Source organism: Desmonostoc vinosum (genome assembly GCF_059505385.1).
The window spans coordinates 1-19,163 of sequence record NZ_JCACKM010000136.1 but is presented as its reverse complement, the minus strand read 5'-3'; the positions used below and the strand labels follow the sequence as shown (position 1 = coordinate 19,163).

Here is a 19,163-nt window from a genome sequence, read left to right as displayed (position 1 = left end):
TCCAAAAGGCTTTCAGCGATAGGCTTCTCCCAAACTGACAAAACAGGGTTAAGAAGTAAGAAGTAAAAAGTAAAAAGATAATCCCCATAAATAAGCGCGAAAAGTTTGCGCGTCCGGGTCACAGGAGCGCAAAACTTTTCAAGACAGGGGATTTATAATGAACATCTTATTTCTCGTGCTACGCATCTGGAATACAGCACTTTGCAAGTAAATGAAGTACACATCTTAATATGATAAATCTTGTGGGGTGGGCATCCTGCCCGCCCTTGTGTACTTCATTCAGATGAAATGTGCTGTAAATATTTTTTTTCTTTCCATAAATAAATAATGGTGCTAGTGACCATTTTTATTTTTCTTTATGAGTGCCTTCTTACAAAGTAGGCGGTGTCGGTTTCCGTCCCGCCTACTTTGCGCTTTTAACTTTTTACTTTTGCCTTGTTCGGTGATTTTTAATTTTGAATTTATTCATGTGGTAGTTTATACTTACTAGTGTTACTTAATATACTCCCCCACAACCTACAAATATTTATACACCATGGCAAAATTGGAACCTCTGTATTAGTTTTTTAATTTTTTTAGAGAGAGGAAAATGAAGAAGTTCACATGTTTGATGATTGCCGGGGCAGTATTGTCGATTAGTGCGCCGGCATGGGCTGAAAGTCGTGCGGTTAACATCAGTATTGGCAGTATTGGTGGTTCTTTAGATAATGCCGCTTTGCGAACAATTCGTCAGGTTATCGGGTTTGCGATCGCCACTAGCACCGTAGATCAATTCGTTGTATATAGTCCTAAGGTTGGTTCTCCAATTCCTATTGAAGGAGGTTTTTCTGCTTGTGCTGAAGCTGGCTTCGGCATAAGTAATACAAAATTTAATGCTTTTATCCAGGAGTTGCGTTCAATTAAACCTAAATCAGGAACTTTCTACAATGTAGAACTTACCACAGGCTGCAAACAGAGTTAACAATTCAAAATTCGTCTTGGAAAGTTCTGAATCTCCTTTGGAGACGCTACGCGAACGGAGGAAACCTCCGCTCAAACTTTCCGCAAAATTCGCGCATTCAAGACAGTTTCAGACGAGGTATAAATCCCGTCTGAAACTGAGCTACGTATATGTGACAGGTCGGAGGATTGGTGCAGATGCCTGGTTGGTACGGTGGGAGCGTCCAAGTCCTTGTATAGCGTTGTCTGCTGAATGCGATCGCCGCTGCCGATTGACGCAACTAGGAGTTGACTAACCAATCCTCCTGACATGACGACGGTAACGTCTTAAGAAAATAAGTCCACCAACACCGAACAAAGCTGCAAAACCGAAACTAGGCTCAGGCACAGCAGTTGTAAGGCCAATCAGGCGTCTATCACCAATAGTGCCCACTGATGTAGCGACACCTGTGGTCAAGTCGATACTGTATAGAGTCGAGCCGGATGTTGTAACTGGAGTCAAGGCCGCGAAGGCAGTATTCACCCCTTTGTCATCTGTGATAATGTCAAATCCTGCTGTCGAGTCGATGTCGATACCCAGAGAACCGACTGGAACACCTGCTCCTGTAATAGTGCCATTTCCCAATGTGCCAGCATTTGGAGGAAACTGGATAAACAATGCATCTTTGATATAGTCAATGCTGTATAATGTGGTTCCGGTCGCTGGGTCATTATCCACATTCGTGTAAGCTACAGCAGTAATGTTGGGATCTCCAGGGTTTAGTGGCGAATCACCATCAGCAGTCACATCAGTAGCTATAACACCAGTATCTACATTGATACGCAAGTTTTGGTCATTACCACCGACCACTCTTAGGCGATCAGGAACTGGGTTGAAGTCAACTCCAGAAACAGTCCCACCATTGAAAGGTATTGAAAGGGTACTGACGATAGAAGCAGCACCAGTTAACTCGTTGATAGTGTAGATTTTGTTGGTACTGGTGACACCGTAGATCAAATTTTTAGCTGGACGACGGTCAATACCTAACAAAAGACCATCGACCCCAGTCACAGAGACAGTTGTATTATTACTGGGAGAACTGGAGTCAAACAGAACTAGCTGGTTGTTGTCAGTGAGACCTACCAGCCTTGCAGCCGCAGCAGGTTTGATTGTGCCAAACAAATCAAACATAGTTGCGACAGTTAGCGCGGTAATCACTGCACCAAACTGATTAATTTTCATTCAAAAGCCCTCAATTGCTAGATTTAATTGAGTTGTTAAGTAAGATTTCAATTACTACGTAAGAGTAACTATACTTAACATACTTGTGAATTGTTTATATGACTCATCTGCAAATCAATTTAAATATTTTCCTTGTAGGAAATTTACCATAATTTGCAAACAACTTTATCGTAATATTTCACAAGAATTACACAATTCTACGTGTAAGAAAGTAACTAACTCAAGAAAATAAGTTCAACTTCATCAAATCTTTAATAGTTTATAAATTAACTCATACGAATCGTCTTCGGGTTTTAAAATAACTTTTTGAAAAGGTTATGAGAATTTTAAAAAAGGTTATGAGAATTTTAAAAAGTAAGAAAAGTAGGATGTTTTATGTAAATACTTGTTTGGCAATTCGCAATTAAAAAGCGTGCTGCTCCAATTGAATAACTGAAAGTTTGCCCTGCTGGTGCCCCCATGCTCATCTTTGATTAACTAGTTCCGTGGGTTTAAGTCCCCCGGTTCTATAACCTTGTTTACTGTGAGTAGACAACAAAGTAAATGAACAGAGTTTGTAGTGCGAACTTTGAGGCGGGATAAGTGGGATGTTTTGTAATAAAGCTTTACTATCAAGTTAATGCGAATTGGCTTGACTACCAATTAGCAGCAGTAGTATAGCAACCTGGTTCTTCTGGCATCGCTGACCAATTATTAAAAGCGATCGCCCCTAGTATTGAGCAAAGGAATGCGATCGCATTCAAAAACTTGAGAATCTGGATGCCTGATTGTTAGTATCAGCAGCTACATCAAAATGTAAAATTCACAGCCTTATTCAGTGTTGTAGCAGATTCATGACTTAAAGTAATAAAATTGACAGCGCGACCACTACCTAATGAACCATCGACATCAATTAAAACAATGGCGTTGCTTCCCTCAGTTGCAAAGCTTAAATAACCTCCAGCAATGGCACTGTCAAAATTGATTTTGGTTACATCAGAATAATTGAAAATTTGCCTTTGCAGAACAATCTTGTCTACGCCAACTTCAAAATCTGTGATTGTATCCCCAGCATCCCTGACACTTGTATAGATAAACGCATCTCCACCATCGCCACCAGTGAGGATATCTCCCCCTTGCAAGCCGATGATCATGTCGTTGCCAGTAGTACCATCGATGTTATTACGACCAGGTGTACCATCAATGACATTGACTGCTGCTTCAAAAGCACCAATGTCTACTCGACCAGCATAGATGCGGGCAAAGCTTGAACCACGTTGGTCAAAAGGTGCTGGTTCAGTAGTATCAATAGGTATATCTGCATTGTTCCCTGTATTGATAGCTGGGCTACCTGTGACTAAAGCATGGGTTTTGGTGAAACCGCCATTGTCTCGTAAGGTGGTATCTAGTACGTCTTGTAGAGGAACGTTTAGCTGTTCACTAGTGTCAAAGCCGTTACTGTCGTTGAGATTGCCGATGAGGTTAAAGCCGTTGCTCACGAAGGAGCCTACCACATCTAAAGAGTTGCCAGCAATGATACTGTTGTTCACTATGGCATCATCACCGTTTTCGATACCACTGCCGGAGTTAGCAATAATGGTGCTGTTACTCACCATTAAGTAACTATAAGAATCGTCATATTCATTACCATTGAAAATCCCACCACCGTACTTTGTAGAGTTGCTGCTGATAGTACTGTTGTTTACAGTCAAGGTATCGTAGTTGAAGATGCCGCCGCCTTCTTGCCCTGCTGAATTGTTGTTGATAGTACTACTGTTCACCGTCATAGTAACACCGCCATAGCTGTTACCAGTGTAAATACCACCACCTTTGTCTTCTGCTGAGTTGCTATTGATAGTACTACTGTTCACCGTCATAGTACCATCGTTGTAAATACCAGCGCCATTGTACGCTGAGTTATCAGTGATGGTGGTATTGTTCACAGTTAGAGTATTTTGATTGAAGATACCACCGCCAGCACTAGAAACGGCTTTTGTAGAGTTACTAATGATGGTGCTGTTGTTTACTGTCATGGTACCGCCATTAGTGATACCACCACCTAGTAAATCGGCTGAATTATTAGTAATGGTGCTGTTGCTTACTGTCAAGGTGCCGCCATTAGTAATACCGCCACCTATTTGGGCATAATTATCGCTAACAATGCTATTAATAATTGTTAAAGTGCCGCCAGTGTTGTAGATATCTCCATTGTCAATACCACCACCATAGAGACCTGATCGATTACCACTGATAATACTGTTGCTTACCGTCAAAATGCCCCTGTTAAAGATGCCGCCACCGTTATATATTTCCGAGTCATATTCTATATCAGGAGCATCAGAGATATAGCCTTTGGTAATAGTCAGTCCTTCAATATCCACAGTGGCACTAGATCTAATCTCAAAGACACGAGAAGCATTGTTCCCGCTAACAGTGAGTAATTCTGCACCTGAACCATCAATGCTCACGTCATCTGTAATGATGAGACTACTACCACCAAGAGTAATGGTATCAGCGACCTTATCAGTAAATATACCTTCAAATTTGATGATGTCTTTTCCGGTGAGGGCATTGGCATCTGATATGGCTTGCCGCAGAGAACCAGTACCGCTGTCGTTGATGTTGGTAACGCTGAATGTAGACATTGATATCACTCCAAAATAATATGGCTCAAAGCTTGTGTTTGTCACCGTTTGAGCGTGAGAGATTTTGTAAGTCAGTACTCAGTTAGTCAAATATCAAACACTATGAATAATTAAGTCTGTCAGCAATTAGTGACGACGCTGATTGAAGTCTGCAAAACCTCAACAGTATCGAGCCTTACTAGGACTCAACCATGAATTCTTAAAACCAAAGCCTAAGGAAACTACACTTTAAATATCTGTTGCTAATGCCAGAAATATACTGAGACTGACAAAGGTTATTTATCATTAATTAAATAAAAATGCTAGGCTATTGTAAAAAGTTTACATAGTTGAGAATAATTAAAAGTAATCGCCTATTCACCTGAGTGCAAGCTTCGAGTTATTGCTTGCTCAAACAGGGCTTTTCCCAGCATATTTAGTACAATTTTACTATAATAGATATATGTAGCAGTTCTGAATGATTGATGAAATTACTGCTGTAATTGTCCTTTATTACGATTTTTAGAGGTAAATTATTTGATGATGCAACTGAGTCATTATCCAGGTGCGATCGCTCAAGCTGCCCAACGGGCTAATGAAATAGACTCTCAGTTGATGGCAGTACAACACCAAGTTAACAGATTTGAAGGGAATGCAGACCGCATCGCTGCTTTTGAAATGGATTTGAAAAATGATTCTCAACGCAAGGCGCGACGCTTTGAGGTGTTGCTGGTAAATCAGGAATATCAAAAGGCAGTGGATACCCTGATTCGGTTAACTGCCGATAAAGCCAATGCACTCTCGCATTTGGAATATTTGCGTAACCAGTTTAGTGTAGCAAAATTAGAAGCACGATTAGCGATCGCTCAACAACTCACTGATTTTGAATCTAGGGAATTGGTTGGTTTGTAGAGACGTAGCTGGTTTTAATTTTACAGTCTAGTAGTTTGGCGATTTGCTGATTGATAGTTGCCACATCAAAACGCTGACTAGCACTAATTCTGGCATTACTCGCTATGGTTGCGGTTGTTTGTGTTTCTTGCAGACAAGTTGTAATCACTTTTGCTAGTTCCTGCGGTTGCGTTGGTGTGACAAGAAAACCGTTAATTCCATGTTCTACCAATTCTATTGCACCCCCAGCTTTTGCAGCCACCACAGGTCGTCCGCATAGCATCGCCTCAACAATCACTCTCCCAAAAGGTTCAGCAGAAGTGGAGGTGTGTGCCACTAAGTTGCAAGCTGCCATTAGCTGGGGAATATCTGAACGAAATCCTAAAAATTTTACCCGGTTTTCTAAACCGAGTTCGGCAACTTGTTGATGTAATTGTTTGACATAATCTTGTTCACCAAACAGTGCATCACCAACTAAGATTGCTGTCACTTGTGGTGGACATTGGGCAAGTGCAGTAATTAAAATATGTTGTCCTTTCCAAGGGGCAAGTCGGCTAAAGTGCCCAATGACAAATTTGTTCTCTAATTCTAACTCTTGCCGTAGTTTTCTAATTTCAGATTCGTGAGTTTGATAATTTTTGGCTTCAAAGCCATTATAGACAACTTCGATAATATCTTGACGACCTCCTGCTTGTATAAAAGCTGTTTTACTGGCTTGAGAATTAGCAATTACTAATGATGCCAAACGATTCGCTAAGGTAACAGCAATCCGCAGGTTTGTTTGACTAAAATGTTCTTGGGAAAGGATATCATGCAAATGATATACCAAGGGGCGACGGCTGAAAAAACTAGCCAATGCCCCAACTACTAATGCTTTTTGGGTGTTGGCGTAGATTAAATCATATTCTCTGGCTGTTCTAATTACTTGATTAATTAGTGGTGCAATTTGTTGGAAACTCTTGATTCCTTGTACCAAATCACTTGCTTTATGTACTGAAATTGGTTGGGTAGAAAAAACTCTAGTTGGAATTTGATTTTGCTGAAGTAAATTTCTAAATGAGCCATCTGCAAATAATCCCACAAGAGCGCGATCGCGGTAAGGTTTGGCAATATCTATTAAACATAATTCTGCACCACCTGGTTTACCACTTTGGTCTAAGAAAAGAATTTTCTTCATGTCTGATTTTTATTAATTTAAACGCAGAGGAACGCAGAGTTTTTGAAGTTGATTGGCTATGCTAGAAGAACATGCCTTACTTGTTGAGCAATTTTCTGCCAATCATAGTTTGTGGTGGCATATTGATAACAAGCTGTTCGCGTAGGTAAGTTGATGTTTCCTAGTAATACCTGTTCTAATTTTTCAGTGATTGCATTTACTTCTATAGAACTAGTAATTAATTCAGGTGAGAATAATTCTAAAATCTCTGGCATCCCACCCACTGGTGTACATAAAACAGGAGTGCCGCAAGCTAAGGATTCAACTATTGCTAATCCAAATCCTTCAAAAGATTGACTGGGCATGATAGTTAAATCAGCAGCTTGATAGGCTATGGGTAATTGCTCATCGGGTAGAAAACCTAAAAATTTCACGTTGTCATCTAATCCTAGTTCTATGGCTTGCTGTTGTAATGCAGCTTGTATATGACCACGGCCTGCAATGGCTAACCAAACATCAGGAATTTTTGGCTTAATTGTAGCTAGCGCTTGCAATAATTTATCAATTCCCATGCGGTGGACTAGGCGACGGGGTGTAAATAAAATCCGACGATTATTCGGCCAGCCTAACTGTGTACGAGCTGCTTGAGGTGATAGATTTGGTTGAAAGCGAGTGATGTCAACTCCACCAGGAATAATATGAATTTTATGCCACGGTACTTGATATTGTTGATGTAAAATGTTGCCAAATGCTTTACTTAGAACAATAAAGCGATCGCAGCGATTATAAGTGTTTCTTTCTATCAGCCAGTGCTTAATCAAAAGACTGAGTTTTTTATTAACTACCTCTTGCTTACTCTCAAATGCCCAAGGGCCATGAAAGTTAAAAGTAATCGGTATCCCCTTTGGCAAAAGGTCTAAAATGGGAAAGCTATATAATGCAAAATGTAAGTTAATTGCATCTGGTTTGGTTACTCTTGTTTTGCGAAAGTTTTTACGAATCGACCATAGTCTTTGCCAAATTGCGCTATCTGGTGAAGCCAAATTAGTTAATTTTATCGGTAAGCTTGGTTCAACTTCTGGTAAACCAACTCCACATAATTCAATTTGGTCTTGATATATCGCTAATTGATTAGTTAGTTCATAAATATACCTTTCTAATCCTCCGGGATTTTTGGGAAACCAGCCAACTCCCAAGGTAAGAATAGATGCAGAATTTGAAACCAAGTTATCTTTTTTAGATTCCACTAATATATCTTTCATAATTCATTTTTTAAATTTAGTTATAACTAATAAAGAACTTCTCAATAAAAATATTTTATATGTAGAGTGCGTCAGGTCGAGAAATCCCTGGTGTACCGAGAAATTATTCATACTGATGTACCCTACTAACTTTTTAATTTTGGATACATACTATCAGTAAGAGTTGATTTTTACAGGACACTTTTTTATAAACTATTTATATTTTATTGTCAACAAAAATTCAACTAGAATAATTAAATGCTTATTTTTATGTATGATAAACTACCGTTTTAAATCAATCCGCTTGGGTTAAGAATAATTGTAGTGGGTCGTTTGGCACGCTCATAACCATTGCCAAAAAGCTCCTCAAACGCCACTTGCTACAATCGGGGGAACCCCAACCTACTAGCGCGACAAGCTTAATTTATTGGGTTGAGGCTGACACGGAAACACGGGGATTAGGGGATGTGGAGATTTTTAACCCAACGTTTTAAGGGTGACGCGCTAGTAATTTAAGGTTTTTGGCTTTAACTGAACCGTATTGACCTTTAAGCAGCAATTAGTCTTTCCATGTAGAGGGCAATCATTTGTTGTTCGCCACCACGGGAAATAATTGTTTGTCTGGTACGGTAGTTCTTACCTATCAGTCTTAATTCTTCTTCAAACAGAGCGCCGTTTTCATGTGTCCATAAATATATGGTTTTAGGGTCTCGGAAATAATATTCAGCTACCACTAGTTTAGGTACAGGAAAATTGCGACCAAAATACATAGTCGTTCCATGTGTACCTAACACCGTCCAACGCCTAGCTCCTTGTTCACCTGTTTGTGAATCTACATTATTCCACTCTACGTAAGAACCACAAGTAAGAGCAACGTCTTCATCTAGTTCATGCAGTTTTGCTAATTCAATCAGTTCAGGACTTCCTTGATCTACAAAACGCATGGTTACTGTTTTTGTGATTTCCTTAATCTTGCCATGAGGCAATGCATGGTAGCGTCGCTCAGAACACCAATTACCATCTGTTTCTTTGAGAAATGTTTTAATTAAAGATTCTTCCAGCTTAGATACAAGCTGTGTACCTGAATTAGACAGATTATTTTGATTCATTATTAACCTTTAGAAAAGTAATTTGTTTTTGAAAGCAAACATGTTATGGGAACAACACTAATAAACTAGGAAATAAAAATTTCCCAGGCAAAAGTTGCTTAAATATGTAGTTTACTTAAGTAAAAAGCTGAATCTGATAGTAATCCCGATTCATAAATTATTTAGACAGATTCTCTGACGAATATTCTCTGTTTGAAGAAATACTTCAATAGCTTATCTGTCATATTCTTTTTTCTCTGGCTATAACTTTTGATAACGCTAAATTCTGAATTAAAGTACCGATTAAACTTAAATTATGTCATTTATTGATTTTATTAACATTATTTTAATAATATAAGTTTGAATTTAGATTTTAACAATATTACTCAAGATATTTGTTATAGAGTTTTAGATATGTTATGATTATGGACTGAGAAAAAATTATTCCTAGCAATTTTAAGACACCAAACTCTCTAACTCTAACCACAGTTCATTTTTCAACTCAACAAATTCATTCTTTTTCAAGTTTTATTGAACATACGGGTTTATCTAGAAGAATTTCCTGTACCCGAAATATCAAACTAGAGAAGTGCGATCGCATAAAGTCGGTTGTAAGCGATCGCCTGCAACAATCATCAATCCTCCGTCGCCAACCAAGCACGTAAAACCTCTGCCACTGTCCACGCTTGGGCGATACATCCCCGTGGTGTCATCGGCGGATCACCATCAAAAATTTCGCTGAGACTGCCAAGACCATGTGCAGTCAGATGATCAGCCATTGGTTGGAGAAATTGACGCGCCTGTTGAGGATTTTTGTAGACGCGCAGGTGTGCTGCAACAAACGGCCCCAACAACCAACCCCAAACTGTTCCTTGGTGATAGGCTCCATCACGCTGATACTGATTACCGCCGTATTTTCCCTGATATTGGGGATGGTTGAAACAGAGCGATCGCAACCCGTGAGAAGTCAGCAGCATTCTTCCGCAAGCTTCCACCACACCCTTTTGTTGGACAGGTGTCAGAGGACTTTCTGGTAATGATACAGCAAAGATTTGGTTGGGACGCAACGATGCATCATTCCCATCAGGACTATCGATCACGTCATAGCAGTAACCTAACTTTTCATGCCAAAAGCGAGAAAATCTAGCCAAGGCACGGTCTGCCATTGCCTCATACTCCTGGTGAGGCTTGCTCAGAAGACGGGCAAACTTGGCCATTGTTCGTAAAGCATTATACCAAAGGGCATTGACTTCCACAGGTTTGCCAATCCGGGGCGTCACAACCCAATCTCCTACTTTTGCATCCATCCACGTGAGTTGCACGCCCGTTTCCCCTGCGTAAAGTAAACCATCAGTAGCATCAAGGTGAATATTGTAGCGTGTGCCACGACAATGCCAGTTGATGATATCTGCTAGTACACCAAACAGTTCGATCAGCAAATCATCATCCTCAGTGGCATTGTAATAAGCACGAATGGCTGCAAAATACCAGAGAGTTGCATCAGCTGTATTGTATTCTGGAATCTCACCCATATCCGGGAAACGATTTGGTAACATTCCCTGGTCTACATGTCTGGCAAAGGTGCGAAGAATCGAACGTGCGACCTCTGGACGTCCTGCGGCGAGGGTCAAACCAGGCAGGCTAATCATAGTATCGCGTCCCCAGTCACCAAACCAGTGATAGCCAGCGATAATAGTTTTACCATGGGGGTCTTCTGGCACAGAACGGTCAACGATAAACTGATCGGCTGCTAGTATTAGATGATTGACCCAAGCCGGAGAATCGGGAGCATTGAGGGGTCGTTGAGATTTCCAGAGTCCGATTAATTTTTGCTCTAGATGATAACGGTGTTTGAGTGCTGCTTCAGCAATCAAATCTGGTTGCTTGTGAGTGCTGGCAACAAATGCGATCGCTTCCCCAGGATTGAGTGTAACTTCAAAGGTGGCAGCATGGAGATGGTCTTCTTTGTCGCTTAATCCCCGATAGCGTTCAACTGCTAGATCAAAACCATAGTACCAATTGTGAACAGGTGATGCACTACCATGGTCGGTCAGCAAATATAGTGGTGTGGCGTCTGGATAAGCACTTACGCAAATCCCTTGTGTAACTTGCTCAACACTCATCCGCCAGCCGTTGCTTTGAGTGCTGTTGTGATAATCGCGGTAGTTGACCATTGCTTTGAGCGTCAACTTTAGCGGTTGAGTGGCACGACGCAGAGTATATTGCACATAGGTGGTGTTGGCTCCCTGTTGCATCCATACTCGTTTTTCTAGCAAAGCATCAGCAACAGCAAAACGCCATACGGGAATTGTACCCTCCAAGGAAAAACTTTCGATGTGTCGATAGCCGTGGGGACTGACGATACCATCTGCCCAACGATTGGTATGTAGAGAATAAGAGCGAGTATCATACAAAACTATTTCGTCTAGTTTTGCTAGCAGTAAAGTGCGACCTAAAGGTGGTTGCAATGCTGCTACTAGCAAACCGTGATAGCGACGGGTCAACAACCCCGCCACCGTTCCAGAAGCATAACCACCAATACCATTAGTAACCAACCATTCCCGTGATTCTGCAATATCGAGATTACCGCAGATTTCCCGCCCAAATTCAATACACATAACTCAACATTCTTGCTGGCGATCGATACTTGGATTATCAGCTATAAATCCTATACTGTGCTGAAAGTGGTATTAAGAGTAAATGAGAGAACTATTTTTAGACAATATGTTTCAACGAGTTTTGATTTGTACAGACTTTTCTGACGGTTTACACCGTCTTACACATTTTGTTTCTAGTCTTGCGCTTGCGGGGATGAAACAAATAGTTTTTTTGCACGCTGTTCCCTTGTGCGAAACAGGCTTTATTCCACGAGTCGATATTGAGAAAATAGAGCAAGCTCAAACCCGGTTGGTAAAGGCTGTTGGTGAAAGTCCTAATGATGTAGAAGTCAAAATAGAGGTTCAATCGGGAAAACCTGTTGAGATCATTCTGAAGGCTGCCCAAACCTATCATTCCCAATTGATTATCTTGGGTTCTCAAAGTCGTAACGTACTCACGGAAAAATTGGTAGGCAGTGTGATGGCTGATTTATCTCACCAAACAAAAATCCCTCTTTTGGTGCTGCGTCCTCAGTTAATCTCTGCTTATACTGCTGAAGAATTAACACTCCGTTGTCAGCATCTTTTCCGCTCTTTGCTACTTCCTTACGATGGTAGTCAAGCCGCGAATTATCTGGTGCAACAAGTAAAGCAATTGGCTCAAGAACAATCTGGTAGATTTTTACAACAGTGTCGGTTGTGTTGGGTTGTAGAAAATGCCGATCGCCGAGAAATCCCAAGGAAGATTTTACCACAGGAAGCTCAACAAGCCCTATCTCAGATTAAAGCTGATTTGCAGGGGGTAAATTTGCAAGTTGAGACAGAAGTCCGAGAAGGATACTTTGTGAGTGAGATTTTAGAGGCAGCTGCAATGGCCGATATTAGCGCGATCGCAGTGTCTTCAGGTACGATAGGCAAACTCCAAGAATGGCTAGTTTCTAGTTTTGCGGCTGAATTATTGCGCTTTAGCTGGTATCCTGTACTCTTTTTTCCACCCCAACACCGATAAACCTAGCTACTAAGTAAGTCGGTGAGAAAAATTCAAACTTATGATGAGGAAGACGTGGGGACGGGGAGAGTTTTGAATAATACCAATCCTCTAGTCTAATTTGGTATTGCGCTTAAATTTGCTGAGTTTTTTTAAACATCACATAATCAGCATTTAATAAATGTTTAAAAAAATATTCCATAACCATAACCGTATTTAGAAATGGGGAAGCGCAAAGACAGTTTTTATACAATTACAGTAGTGAATTTTACATGGAAAATTCAATAGTTTTACCCCCAATTTACGTAAATACGTCGATTGAATTGGCACCAGCTAAAGTTATTACCTCATTTGAGGTTAATACTTTTTTAGAAAATCTAGCGATCGCCTCAGATGGCAAAATATTTGTGACAAATCATGAGGTTGGCAAAATTATTCGCATTACTCCAAATGGCAATCAGCAGATTCATGCCACTGTTGAAGGCAAAGTCAGTGGTTTGGCCTTCACTAGTAATGGAGGTCTGGTGGTAACTGGATGGAATGCTAATTCTATACCCGTGGTTTCACTGATTAGCTTGGATGGCACAGTTGAAACGTTGCTGACACTACCAGATGCTATATTTCTCAATGGAATTACCCCTATTTCCAAGACTCAGTACTTAACAGCGGATTCTTACCGAGGTGCAATTTGGTTAATTGATCTTGCCCAACACCGTAGCTCAATTTGGCTAGAACATTCTTTACTGGCTCGTAGCAATTCGGAAAATGTTACTCCTGCTGCTAATGGTTTAAAGCGTTTTGGTAACTCACTTTACGTTTCAAATACTGAAAAAATGTTACTGTTGCGGATTCCTATTGACGTTACAAATGAACCCGGTGAGCCAGAAATCTTTGTGGAGCAGACGAATATTGATGACTTTGCATTTGATCTGAAAGGCAACCTTTACGGAGCAACGCACATTTATAATAGCGTAGTGAAAATTTCACCAGATGGTAGTACAACTATCATTGCTCAAGCCGAGCAAGGTTTAATTGGCACTACAGCAGTTGCTTTTGGTCGAACAGAGGATGATTACACTGCAATCTATGTTGTGACGAATGGGGGGATGTTTTTGCCGCCTCCTACAGGGGTGGTGAATGCCAACATTGTACGACTTGAGGTAGGGAAACCTGGTTATCCCTTGTATTGAAAGTAAAATCGGCATTAGTATCGTTGACCGAAAAGATGGGTACAAGCCCCGTGCTTCGTTTATAAAAGTTGGTGGGGAGAAACGCCGCGACCAGTTGAAGCAACTCCGCATCTGCTACGAAGAAGATTTACCCAACCATTTGTATATCCACTCAATATCAGCATCACTCAATACTGGTGGGGGTGGAGGTTGGGTATAGTCTATCGATAAATCATACCCAGCTTCGTCATAGATAGCATTCAGCACAGCTTGCAACTCCAGTACAGCATCTCTTTCGCCTTGGCACAAGGGAACTGGTATCGTTGGGAGAGTATCTTGTAACGTCACAGGCCACAGATCAATTACTCCAGACCCAGCCCGCGTTAAGGTGATCAAGTATGGAACATCAGGAAGACGGGGATGGTTAAATGGCCGATTTCCTCGGCGCAGCAAGTCAATTTCAATGAGATGGACGTTGGCATTATATAAGCGCTGGCGTTTCTTACGGTAGTCAGTAATACCTGGTTCGCGTTTGTTTACGGGGGAGAGGATTTCGATACAACTGATCAGTATGTTGTTGGCAGTATCCCGAATTTCGACTGTGGGGATGCGAACTTCGACGGGTTGTATAACTGGAAGCGTCAGTGTTGCCGGGGTTGTGGCAATATTCGTGCTGGGGGTAGGAAGAGTTATATCGCGGCGTTGTCTAATCTGCAATACCTCAACATCTGGGTACAAAATACCAATTTCGCTTGCAGGGGAAATATCTTCTACAACATATACTTCCAGGCGTGCGGCATATTTAGGACGCAGCTGTGGGGCGAGGAAGGCACGAATTTTACTGGCAAGGGCGTTGTGTACGTCACTCCACAGATAGCCTTCAAGATATGGGTTCATGCCGGGCAACGGGGAAGGCATTTTGCAAGCTTGTTTGACTGCACTTTTATTCTAAACTGACCCCATGCCTTAATTACGAATGGTCGTTGAGCGAAGTCGAAACAAGCCGTTCGCGCAGCGTCTTTGACAGGAGAAGCATTACCAAGAAGACGCGGAGACGCGGGGAAGGGGAGACGCGGAGCGCGACCATTCTCAAGGTCGAAGCACTGGTCAAAAGCCCCCGACTAAAGTCGTGGAGGCAAAAAATGTTTTCCTTGCTTGAATCCCCTAGCTTTAGTTATAGGGACTCTCCGCGTCACCCTTCGGGTGACGCTCGCAAGCTCGCTAACGCAGTCGCCTGCGGAGGGAAACCCTCCTTTACTCGCTGTCTCACCGCGTCCAAACGTCTCCGCGTCCTCATCAAGAATTACGGTTAGCTAGATACTCATACATCCGCCAACGCGCATCTACTTCAGCTTGTGCCTGTTGTAACAAGTGGTGAGCAAGTTCAGGTTTGCTCTTAGTGAGCATTTTGAAGCGATTTTCTTGATACATTGAATGCTCTACTGATTTTGTAGGCGATCGCATATCCAATTGCAAGGGATTTTTACCCTGTTTTTGCAACTGCGGGTTATATCGATATAGTAACCACCGTCCAGATTCAATCAATGATTTCTGGTGATTCATCGCTGTAGTCATGTTAATGCCATGGGCTATGCAATGACTGTAGGCGATAATTATTGATGGGCCATCGTAAGCTTCTGCTTCTAAAAATGCTCTTAAGGTATGTTCATCCCTAGCACCTAAAGCTACACTCGCTACGTAAGCATTACCGTAGGTCATGGCAATCAAACCCAAGTCTTTTTTGGGTGCAGGCTTGCCACTAGCGGCAAATTTAGCCACTGCTGCCCGTGGAGTTGCTTTAGATGATTGTCCACCTGTGTTGGAATATACTTCTGTATCCATAATTAAGATATTGACATTGCGACCACTAGCAATTACGTGGTCAATACCACCAAAGTCAATATCATAAGCCCAACCATCACCACCGATAATCCAAACGCTTTTTTTGACTAAGTAGTCGGCTAGCGATTTGAGAGTTTTGATTTGGGCTTCTGTGCGAGACGCTACGGGTAGCTTGCTTAAGCGTAGGGGTACGACTTCGCTCAGCCCACGGGGATGAGGTTCTAGTAACTCATCTAATCTTTGCTTGAGGAGTTCTACGCGCTGGCGTTGTTCGTAAATATCTGCTTCTGAGTTTTGTTGTGCAGTCAGGATAGACTCAACTAAACCTGGTGGAATTATTGGTTGTGTAACCTCCCCATTACCCCTGATCTCCAAAGGGGGCCCCACCTTCCCCAATTTATACAACAGTTCCGTGGCAAATTCGGTTTGTTTATCGAGGGAGAGACGGAAGCCAAAACCGAATTCGGCGTTATCCTCAAATAAACTATTTGACCATGCCGGGCCGCGTCCTTCGGCGTTGGTTGTCCATGGGGTTGTGGGTAAATTACCACCATAAATTGAGGAGCAACCTGTGGCGTTAGCAATGACAGCGCGATCGCCAAATAGTTGTGTTAATAATTTTAGATAAGGTGTCTCACCACAACCCGCACAAGCACCAGAAAATTCAAACAACGGTTCTTGCAGTTGTTGTTGGCGAATCTGGTTAAGTTTCAAGTTTCGTCTATCAGGATTGGGTAAACTCAAAAAGAAATCCCAATTTTTCCGCTCTTGCTCCCGTAAAGGTAGCTGCTGTGCCATATTAATTGCTTTTTGCAATGGCTGGGATTTACTTTTAGCAGGACAAATATCCACACAGATAGAGCATCCTGTACAGTCTTCTGGGGCAACCTGAATGGTAAATTTTTGATTGGCAAAGTCCTTATCTTTTGCACCAGTTGATTTGAAAGTGGGTGGTGCATTAACTAACTCATCCGGTTGATAAGCCTTGGCGCGAATAGCACTGTGGGGACAAACCATCACACACTTACCACACTGAACGCAGATATCTGGCTCCCACACAGGTATCTCTTCGGCAACGTTGCGTTTTTCCCATTTAGCAGTGCCGGTAGGAAAAGTACCATCAGCAGGTAGCGCACTCACAGGCAAGTTATCACCCTGCCAGAGCATGATTTGTTCTAAAACACTGCGGATGGATGGGGGGGGAGAGGACGCGGGGAGGTGGGGACGCGGGGATGGGGGGAAAGTATTTGATAATTTCTCCGCGTCCCCGCGTCTCCCCTTCTCCGCGTCTTCCTCATCTTCTACTTTGACTGGATGTAAATTCTCTAGTGTGTTGTCTACGGCTTGCAGGTTCATGCGGACAACTTCTGCACCTTTTTTACCGTAAGTTTTTTCGATCGCTTGTTTGATTTTAGCGATCGCCTCTTGTTGTGGCAATACACCTGCTAAGGCGAAGAAGCATACTTGCATAATTGTGTTAATGCGTCCACCCATGCCACTTTCACGGGCAACTTGGTTGGCATTAATCACATATAACTTTAGTTGCTTGGCGATAATTTGCTGCTGTATTGGCAATGGCAGATATTGCCAAACAATATCTGCACCATACGAACTATTCACTAGTAAAGTGGCTCCAGGTGCAGCAGCTTTTAAAATATCAATCCGTTCCAAAAATCCCCAGTGATGACAACCAATAAAGTTGGCTTTGTCAATTAAATAAGTCGAGCGAATTGATTCTTTACCAAAGCGTAGGTGAGAAACGGTCATTGAACCAGATTTTTTCGAGTCGTAAACAAAGTAACCTTGAGCTTGGTTATCCGTTTCTTCACCAATAATTTTGATTGTGTTTTTATTAGCACCAACTGTTCCATCAGAACCCAATCCGTAAAACATAGCACGAACAACGGTATCTGATTCAGTAGAGAAGTTGGGGTCAAAGTTCAAAGAAGTATGACTGATGTCATCATTAATACCAATAGTAAAGTGATTTTTCGGCTGAGCTTGGGCAAGGTAATCAAAAATACCCTTCACCATCGCCGGGGTAAATTCTTTGGAGGAAAGACCGTAACGACCACCGATGATTTTGGGAGACGCGGAGAAATTATCAAATACTTTCCCCTCGTCCCCGCGTCCCCACCTCCCCGCGTCCCCGCGTCCCCGCGTCCCCGCGTCCCCACCTCCCCGCGTCCCCGCGTCCTCATCTGTCCACGCTTCATGAATAGCAGCTACCACATCGAGATACAGCGGTTCCCCAGCGCTACCTGGTTCTTTGGTGCGGTCAAGGACAGCGATCGCTTGTACACTTTTTGGTATGGCTGCTACAAATCTTTGCACATCAAAGGGGCGGTAGAGTCGGACTTTGACAACTCCCACCTTGGCACCACGGGCGTTGAGGTAATCTACGGTTTCGTGGACGGTTTCACAGCCGGAACCCATGAGAACGATGATGCGATCGGCATCACTGGCTCCGTGGTATTCATAGATTTGGTAATGTCTGTCTGTGAGTTCGCCAAATTGATCCATGATTTGCTGGACGATGGCGGAACAAGAGTCGTAGTAAGGGTTAGCGCCTTCACGGGCTTGGAAGTAGACATCGGGGTTTTGGGCTGTGCCACGCAAGACTGGATGGTCTGGAGTCAGGGCACGGGCGCGATGGGCCAGTATTTGGTCTTCGTTAATCAGCGATCGCAAATCATCATCTGATAACAGTTTAACCTTTTGAACTTCGTGAGAGGTGCGAAAACCATCGAAGAAATGCATAAACGACACTCGCGCCTCTAAGCTAGCTGCATGGGCAATCAAAGCAAAATCTTGGCTTTCTTGCACAGAAGCAGAACACAGCAGGGCGAAGCCAGTTGCACGGGCTGCCATAACATCGCTATGGTCGCCAAAAATTGATAAAGCATGAGTAGCTAAAGAACGCGCCGCAACGTGAACCACGGCGCTAGTCAGTTCTCCAGCAATTTTGTAGAGATTGGGTATCATTAATAACAATCCCTGAGATGCAGTGAAGGTAGTACTCAGAGAACCCGTTTGTAATGCGCCATGTACAGCACCTGCTGCTCCGCCTTCACTCTGCATCTGAACAACACTAGGAACCGTACCCCAAAGGTTAAAACGACCTTCCGCTGCCCAAGCATCCGCCCATTCACCTATTGCTGAAGAGGGGGTGATGGGATAAATAGCAATCACCTCATTTAATTTGTAGGCAACACGGGCAACAGCTTCATTCCCGTCGATAGTTGCAAAGGTTTTGTCCATAATTTTTGGGGAGTGGGGAGTGGGGAGTGGGGAGTGGCTGACAGGTGTAGGTTTTTAATATTTTGCGTTTTGAGCGACGCGGTGAGTCCAGTGAGTAAAGGAGGGTTTCCAACCTTAGATCTTGCACCTGCCCAATCTCCCGCCAGAGAATAAATTCTCGCTCTTA

Annotated in this window: 14 protein-coding genes; 4 read left to right on the top strand and 10 right to left on the bottom strand. The window is 42.5% G+C overall.

The features are described 5' to 3' along the window. Positions 1 to 589: 589 nt before the first annotated feature. Positions 590 to 961, top strand: a complete 372-nt coding sequence (locus tag AC5JMF_RS20185) for a hypothetical protein (RefSeq protein WP_495797501.1) — start codon at positions 590 to 592, stop codon at positions 959 to 961. 141 nt (positions 962 to 1,102) lie between these two features. On the opposite strand, the gene AC5JMF_RS20180 is transcribed toward AC5JMF_RS20185, so the two are convergent. The 3 genes from AC5JMF_RS20180 to AC5JMF_RS20170 form a co-directional block, all read right to left on the bottom strand. After that, positions 1,103 to 1,177, bottom strand: coding sequence for a hypothetical protein (locus AC5JMF_RS20180; RefSeq protein WP_495797503.1), 75 nt, complete (start codon positions 1,175 to 1,177; stop codon positions 1,103 to 1,105). Between the two features lie 54 nt (positions 1,178 to 1,231). Next, on the bottom strand, positions 1,232 to 2,161 hold the full coding sequence (locus AC5JMF_RS20175; protein ID WP_495797500.1) for a DUF4394 domain-containing protein: 930 nt from the start codon (positions 2,159 to 2,161) through the stop codon (positions 1,232 to 1,234). Positions 2,162 to 2,949: 788 nt separating this feature from the next. Continuing rightward, entirely contained in the window at positions 2,950 to 4,785 is a 1,836-nt protein-coding gene (locus AC5JMF_RS20170; protein ID WP_495797499.1) for a choice-of-anchor Q domain-containing protein, read from the bottom strand. Between the two features lie 519 nt (positions 4,786 to 5,304). Between AC5JMF_RS20170 and AC5JMF_RS20165 the strand changes: the two genes are divergently transcribed. After that, positions 5,305 to 5,676, top strand: a complete 372-nt coding sequence (locus AC5JMF_RS20165; protein WP_495797498.1) for a hypothetical protein — start codon at positions 5,305 to 5,307, stop codon at positions 5,674 to 5,676. On the opposite strand, the gene AC5JMF_RS20160 is transcribed toward AC5JMF_RS20165, so the two are convergent. From AC5JMF_RS20160 to AC5JMF_RS20145, 4 genes are all read right to left on the bottom strand, one after another. Continuing rightward, positions 5,654 to 6,832 carry a glycosyltransferase family 4 protein gene (locus tag AC5JMF_RS20160; protein ID WP_495797497.1) on the bottom strand — a complete coding sequence of 393 codons (1,179 nt, stop codon included), beginning with the start codon at positions 6,830 to 6,832 and terminating at the stop codon, positions 5,654 to 5,656. The genes AC5JMF_RS20165 and AC5JMF_RS20160 overlap by 23 nt on opposite strands. Before the next feature lie 56 nt (positions 6,833 to 6,888). Next, positions 6,889 to 8,073 (bottom strand): glycosyltransferase family 4 protein, encoded by a 1,185-nt coding sequence (locus AC5JMF_RS20155; RefSeq protein WP_495797496.1) that lies wholly within the window; start codon positions 8,071 to 8,073, stop codon positions 6,889 to 6,891. A 527-nt stretch (positions 8,074 to 8,600) separates the two neighbouring features. Further along, positions 8,601 to 9,161: a phycobiliprotein lyase gene (locus tag AC5JMF_RS20150; RefSeq protein ID WP_495797495.1), complete on the bottom strand. Its 561-nt coding sequence runs from the start codon at positions 9,159 to 9,161 to the stop codon at positions 8,601 to 8,603. A 614-nt stretch (positions 9,162 to 9,775) separates the two neighbouring features. Further along, entirely contained in the window at positions 9,776 to 11,758 is a 1,983-nt protein-coding gene (locus tag AC5JMF_RS20145) for an amylo-alpha-1,6-glucosidase (RefSeq protein WP_495797494.1), read from the bottom strand. A 106-nt stretch (positions 11,759 to 11,864) separates the two neighbouring features. Here AC5JMF_RS20145 and AC5JMF_RS20140 point away from each other — a divergent pair, with 106 nt between their 5' ends. Both AC5JMF_RS20140 and AC5JMF_RS20135 read left to right on the top strand, forming a co-directional pair. Next, complete coding sequence (locus tag AC5JMF_RS20140; RefSeq protein WP_495797502.1) at positions 11,865 to 12,746, top strand: universal stress protein; 882 nt, start codon at positions 11,865 to 11,867, stop codon at positions 12,744 to 12,746. Positions 12,747 to 12,997: 251 nt separating this feature from the next. Next, entirely contained in the window at positions 12,998 to 13,915 is a 918-nt protein-coding gene (locus AC5JMF_RS20135; protein WP_495797493.1) for an SMP-30/gluconolactonase/LRE family protein, read from the top strand. Positions 13,916 to 14,029: 114 nt separating this feature from the next. Here AC5JMF_RS20135 and AC5JMF_RS20130 read toward each other — a convergent pair whose 3' ends face one another. The 3 genes from AC5JMF_RS20130 to AC5JMF_RS20120 form a co-directional block, all read right to left on the bottom strand. Next, positions 14,030 to 14,812 carry a DUF4058 family protein gene (locus AC5JMF_RS20130; RefSeq protein ID WP_495797492.1) on the bottom strand — a complete coding sequence of 261 codons (783 nt, stop codon included), beginning with the start codon at positions 14,810 to 14,812 and terminating at the stop codon, positions 14,030 to 14,032. 378 nt (positions 14,813 to 15,190) lie between these two features. Next, positions 15,191 to 18,997, bottom strand: a complete 3,807-nt coding sequence (gene nifJ, locus AC5JMF_RS20125) for a pyruvate:ferredoxin (flavodoxin) oxidoreductase (RefSeq protein ID WP_495797491.1) — start codon at positions 18,995 to 18,997, stop codon at positions 15,191 to 15,193. Continuing rightward, positions 18,934 to 19,163 (bottom strand): hypothetical protein (locus AC5JMF_RS20120; protein ID WP_495797490.1); only part of this gene is annotated, 230 nt, incomplete at its 5' end. The genes nifJ and AC5JMF_RS20120, both read right to left, overlap by 64 nt.

Bases quoted from the DNA above. Each gene is read 5' to 3' on its own strand.
- AC5JMF_RS20185 (WP_495797501.1), top strand. From the start codon at position 590: ATGAAGAAGTTCACATGTTTGATGATTGCCGGGGCAGTATTGTCGATT.
- AC5JMF_RS20175 (WP_495797500.1), bottom strand. From the start codon at position 2,161: ATGAAAATTAATCAGTTTGGTGCAGTGATTACCGCGCTAACTGTCGCA.
- AC5JMF_RS20170 (WP_495797499.1), bottom strand. From the start codon at position 4,785: ATGTCTACATTCAGCGTTACCAACATCAACGACAGCGGTACTGGTTCT.
- AC5JMF_RS20165 (WP_495797498.1), top strand. From the start codon at position 5,305: ATGATGCAACTGAGTCATTATCCAGGTGCGATCGCTCAAGCTGCCCAA.
- AC5JMF_RS20160 (WP_495797497.1), bottom strand. From the start codon at position 6,832: ATGAAGAAAATTCTTTTCTTAGACCAAAGTGGTAAACCAGGTGGTGCA.
- AC5JMF_RS20155 (WP_495797496.1), bottom strand. From the start codon at position 8,073: ATGAAAGATATATTAGTGGAATCTAAAAAAGATAACTTGGTTTCAAAT.
- AC5JMF_RS20150 (WP_495797495.1), bottom strand. From the start codon at position 9,161: ATGAATCAAAATAATCTGTCTAATTCAGGTACACAGCTTGTATCTAAG.
- AC5JMF_RS20145 (WP_495797494.1), bottom strand. From the start codon at position 11,758: ATGTGTATTGAATTTGGGCGGGAAATCTGCGGTAATCTCGATATTGCA.
- AC5JMF_RS20140 (WP_495797502.1), top strand. From the start codon at position 11,865: ATGTTTCAACGAGTTTTGATTTGTACAGACTTTTCTGACGGTTTACAC.
- AC5JMF_RS20135 (WP_495797493.1), top strand. From the start codon at position 12,998: ATGGAAAATTCAATAGTTTTACCCCCAATTTACGTAAATACGTCGATT.
- AC5JMF_RS20130 (WP_495797492.1), bottom strand. From the start codon at position 14,812: ATGCCTTCCCCGTTGCCCGGCATGAACCCATATCTTGAAGGCTATCTG.
- nifJ (WP_495797491.1), bottom strand. From the start codon at position 18,997: ATGGACAAAACCTTTGCAACTATCGACGGGAATGAAGCTGTTGCCCGT.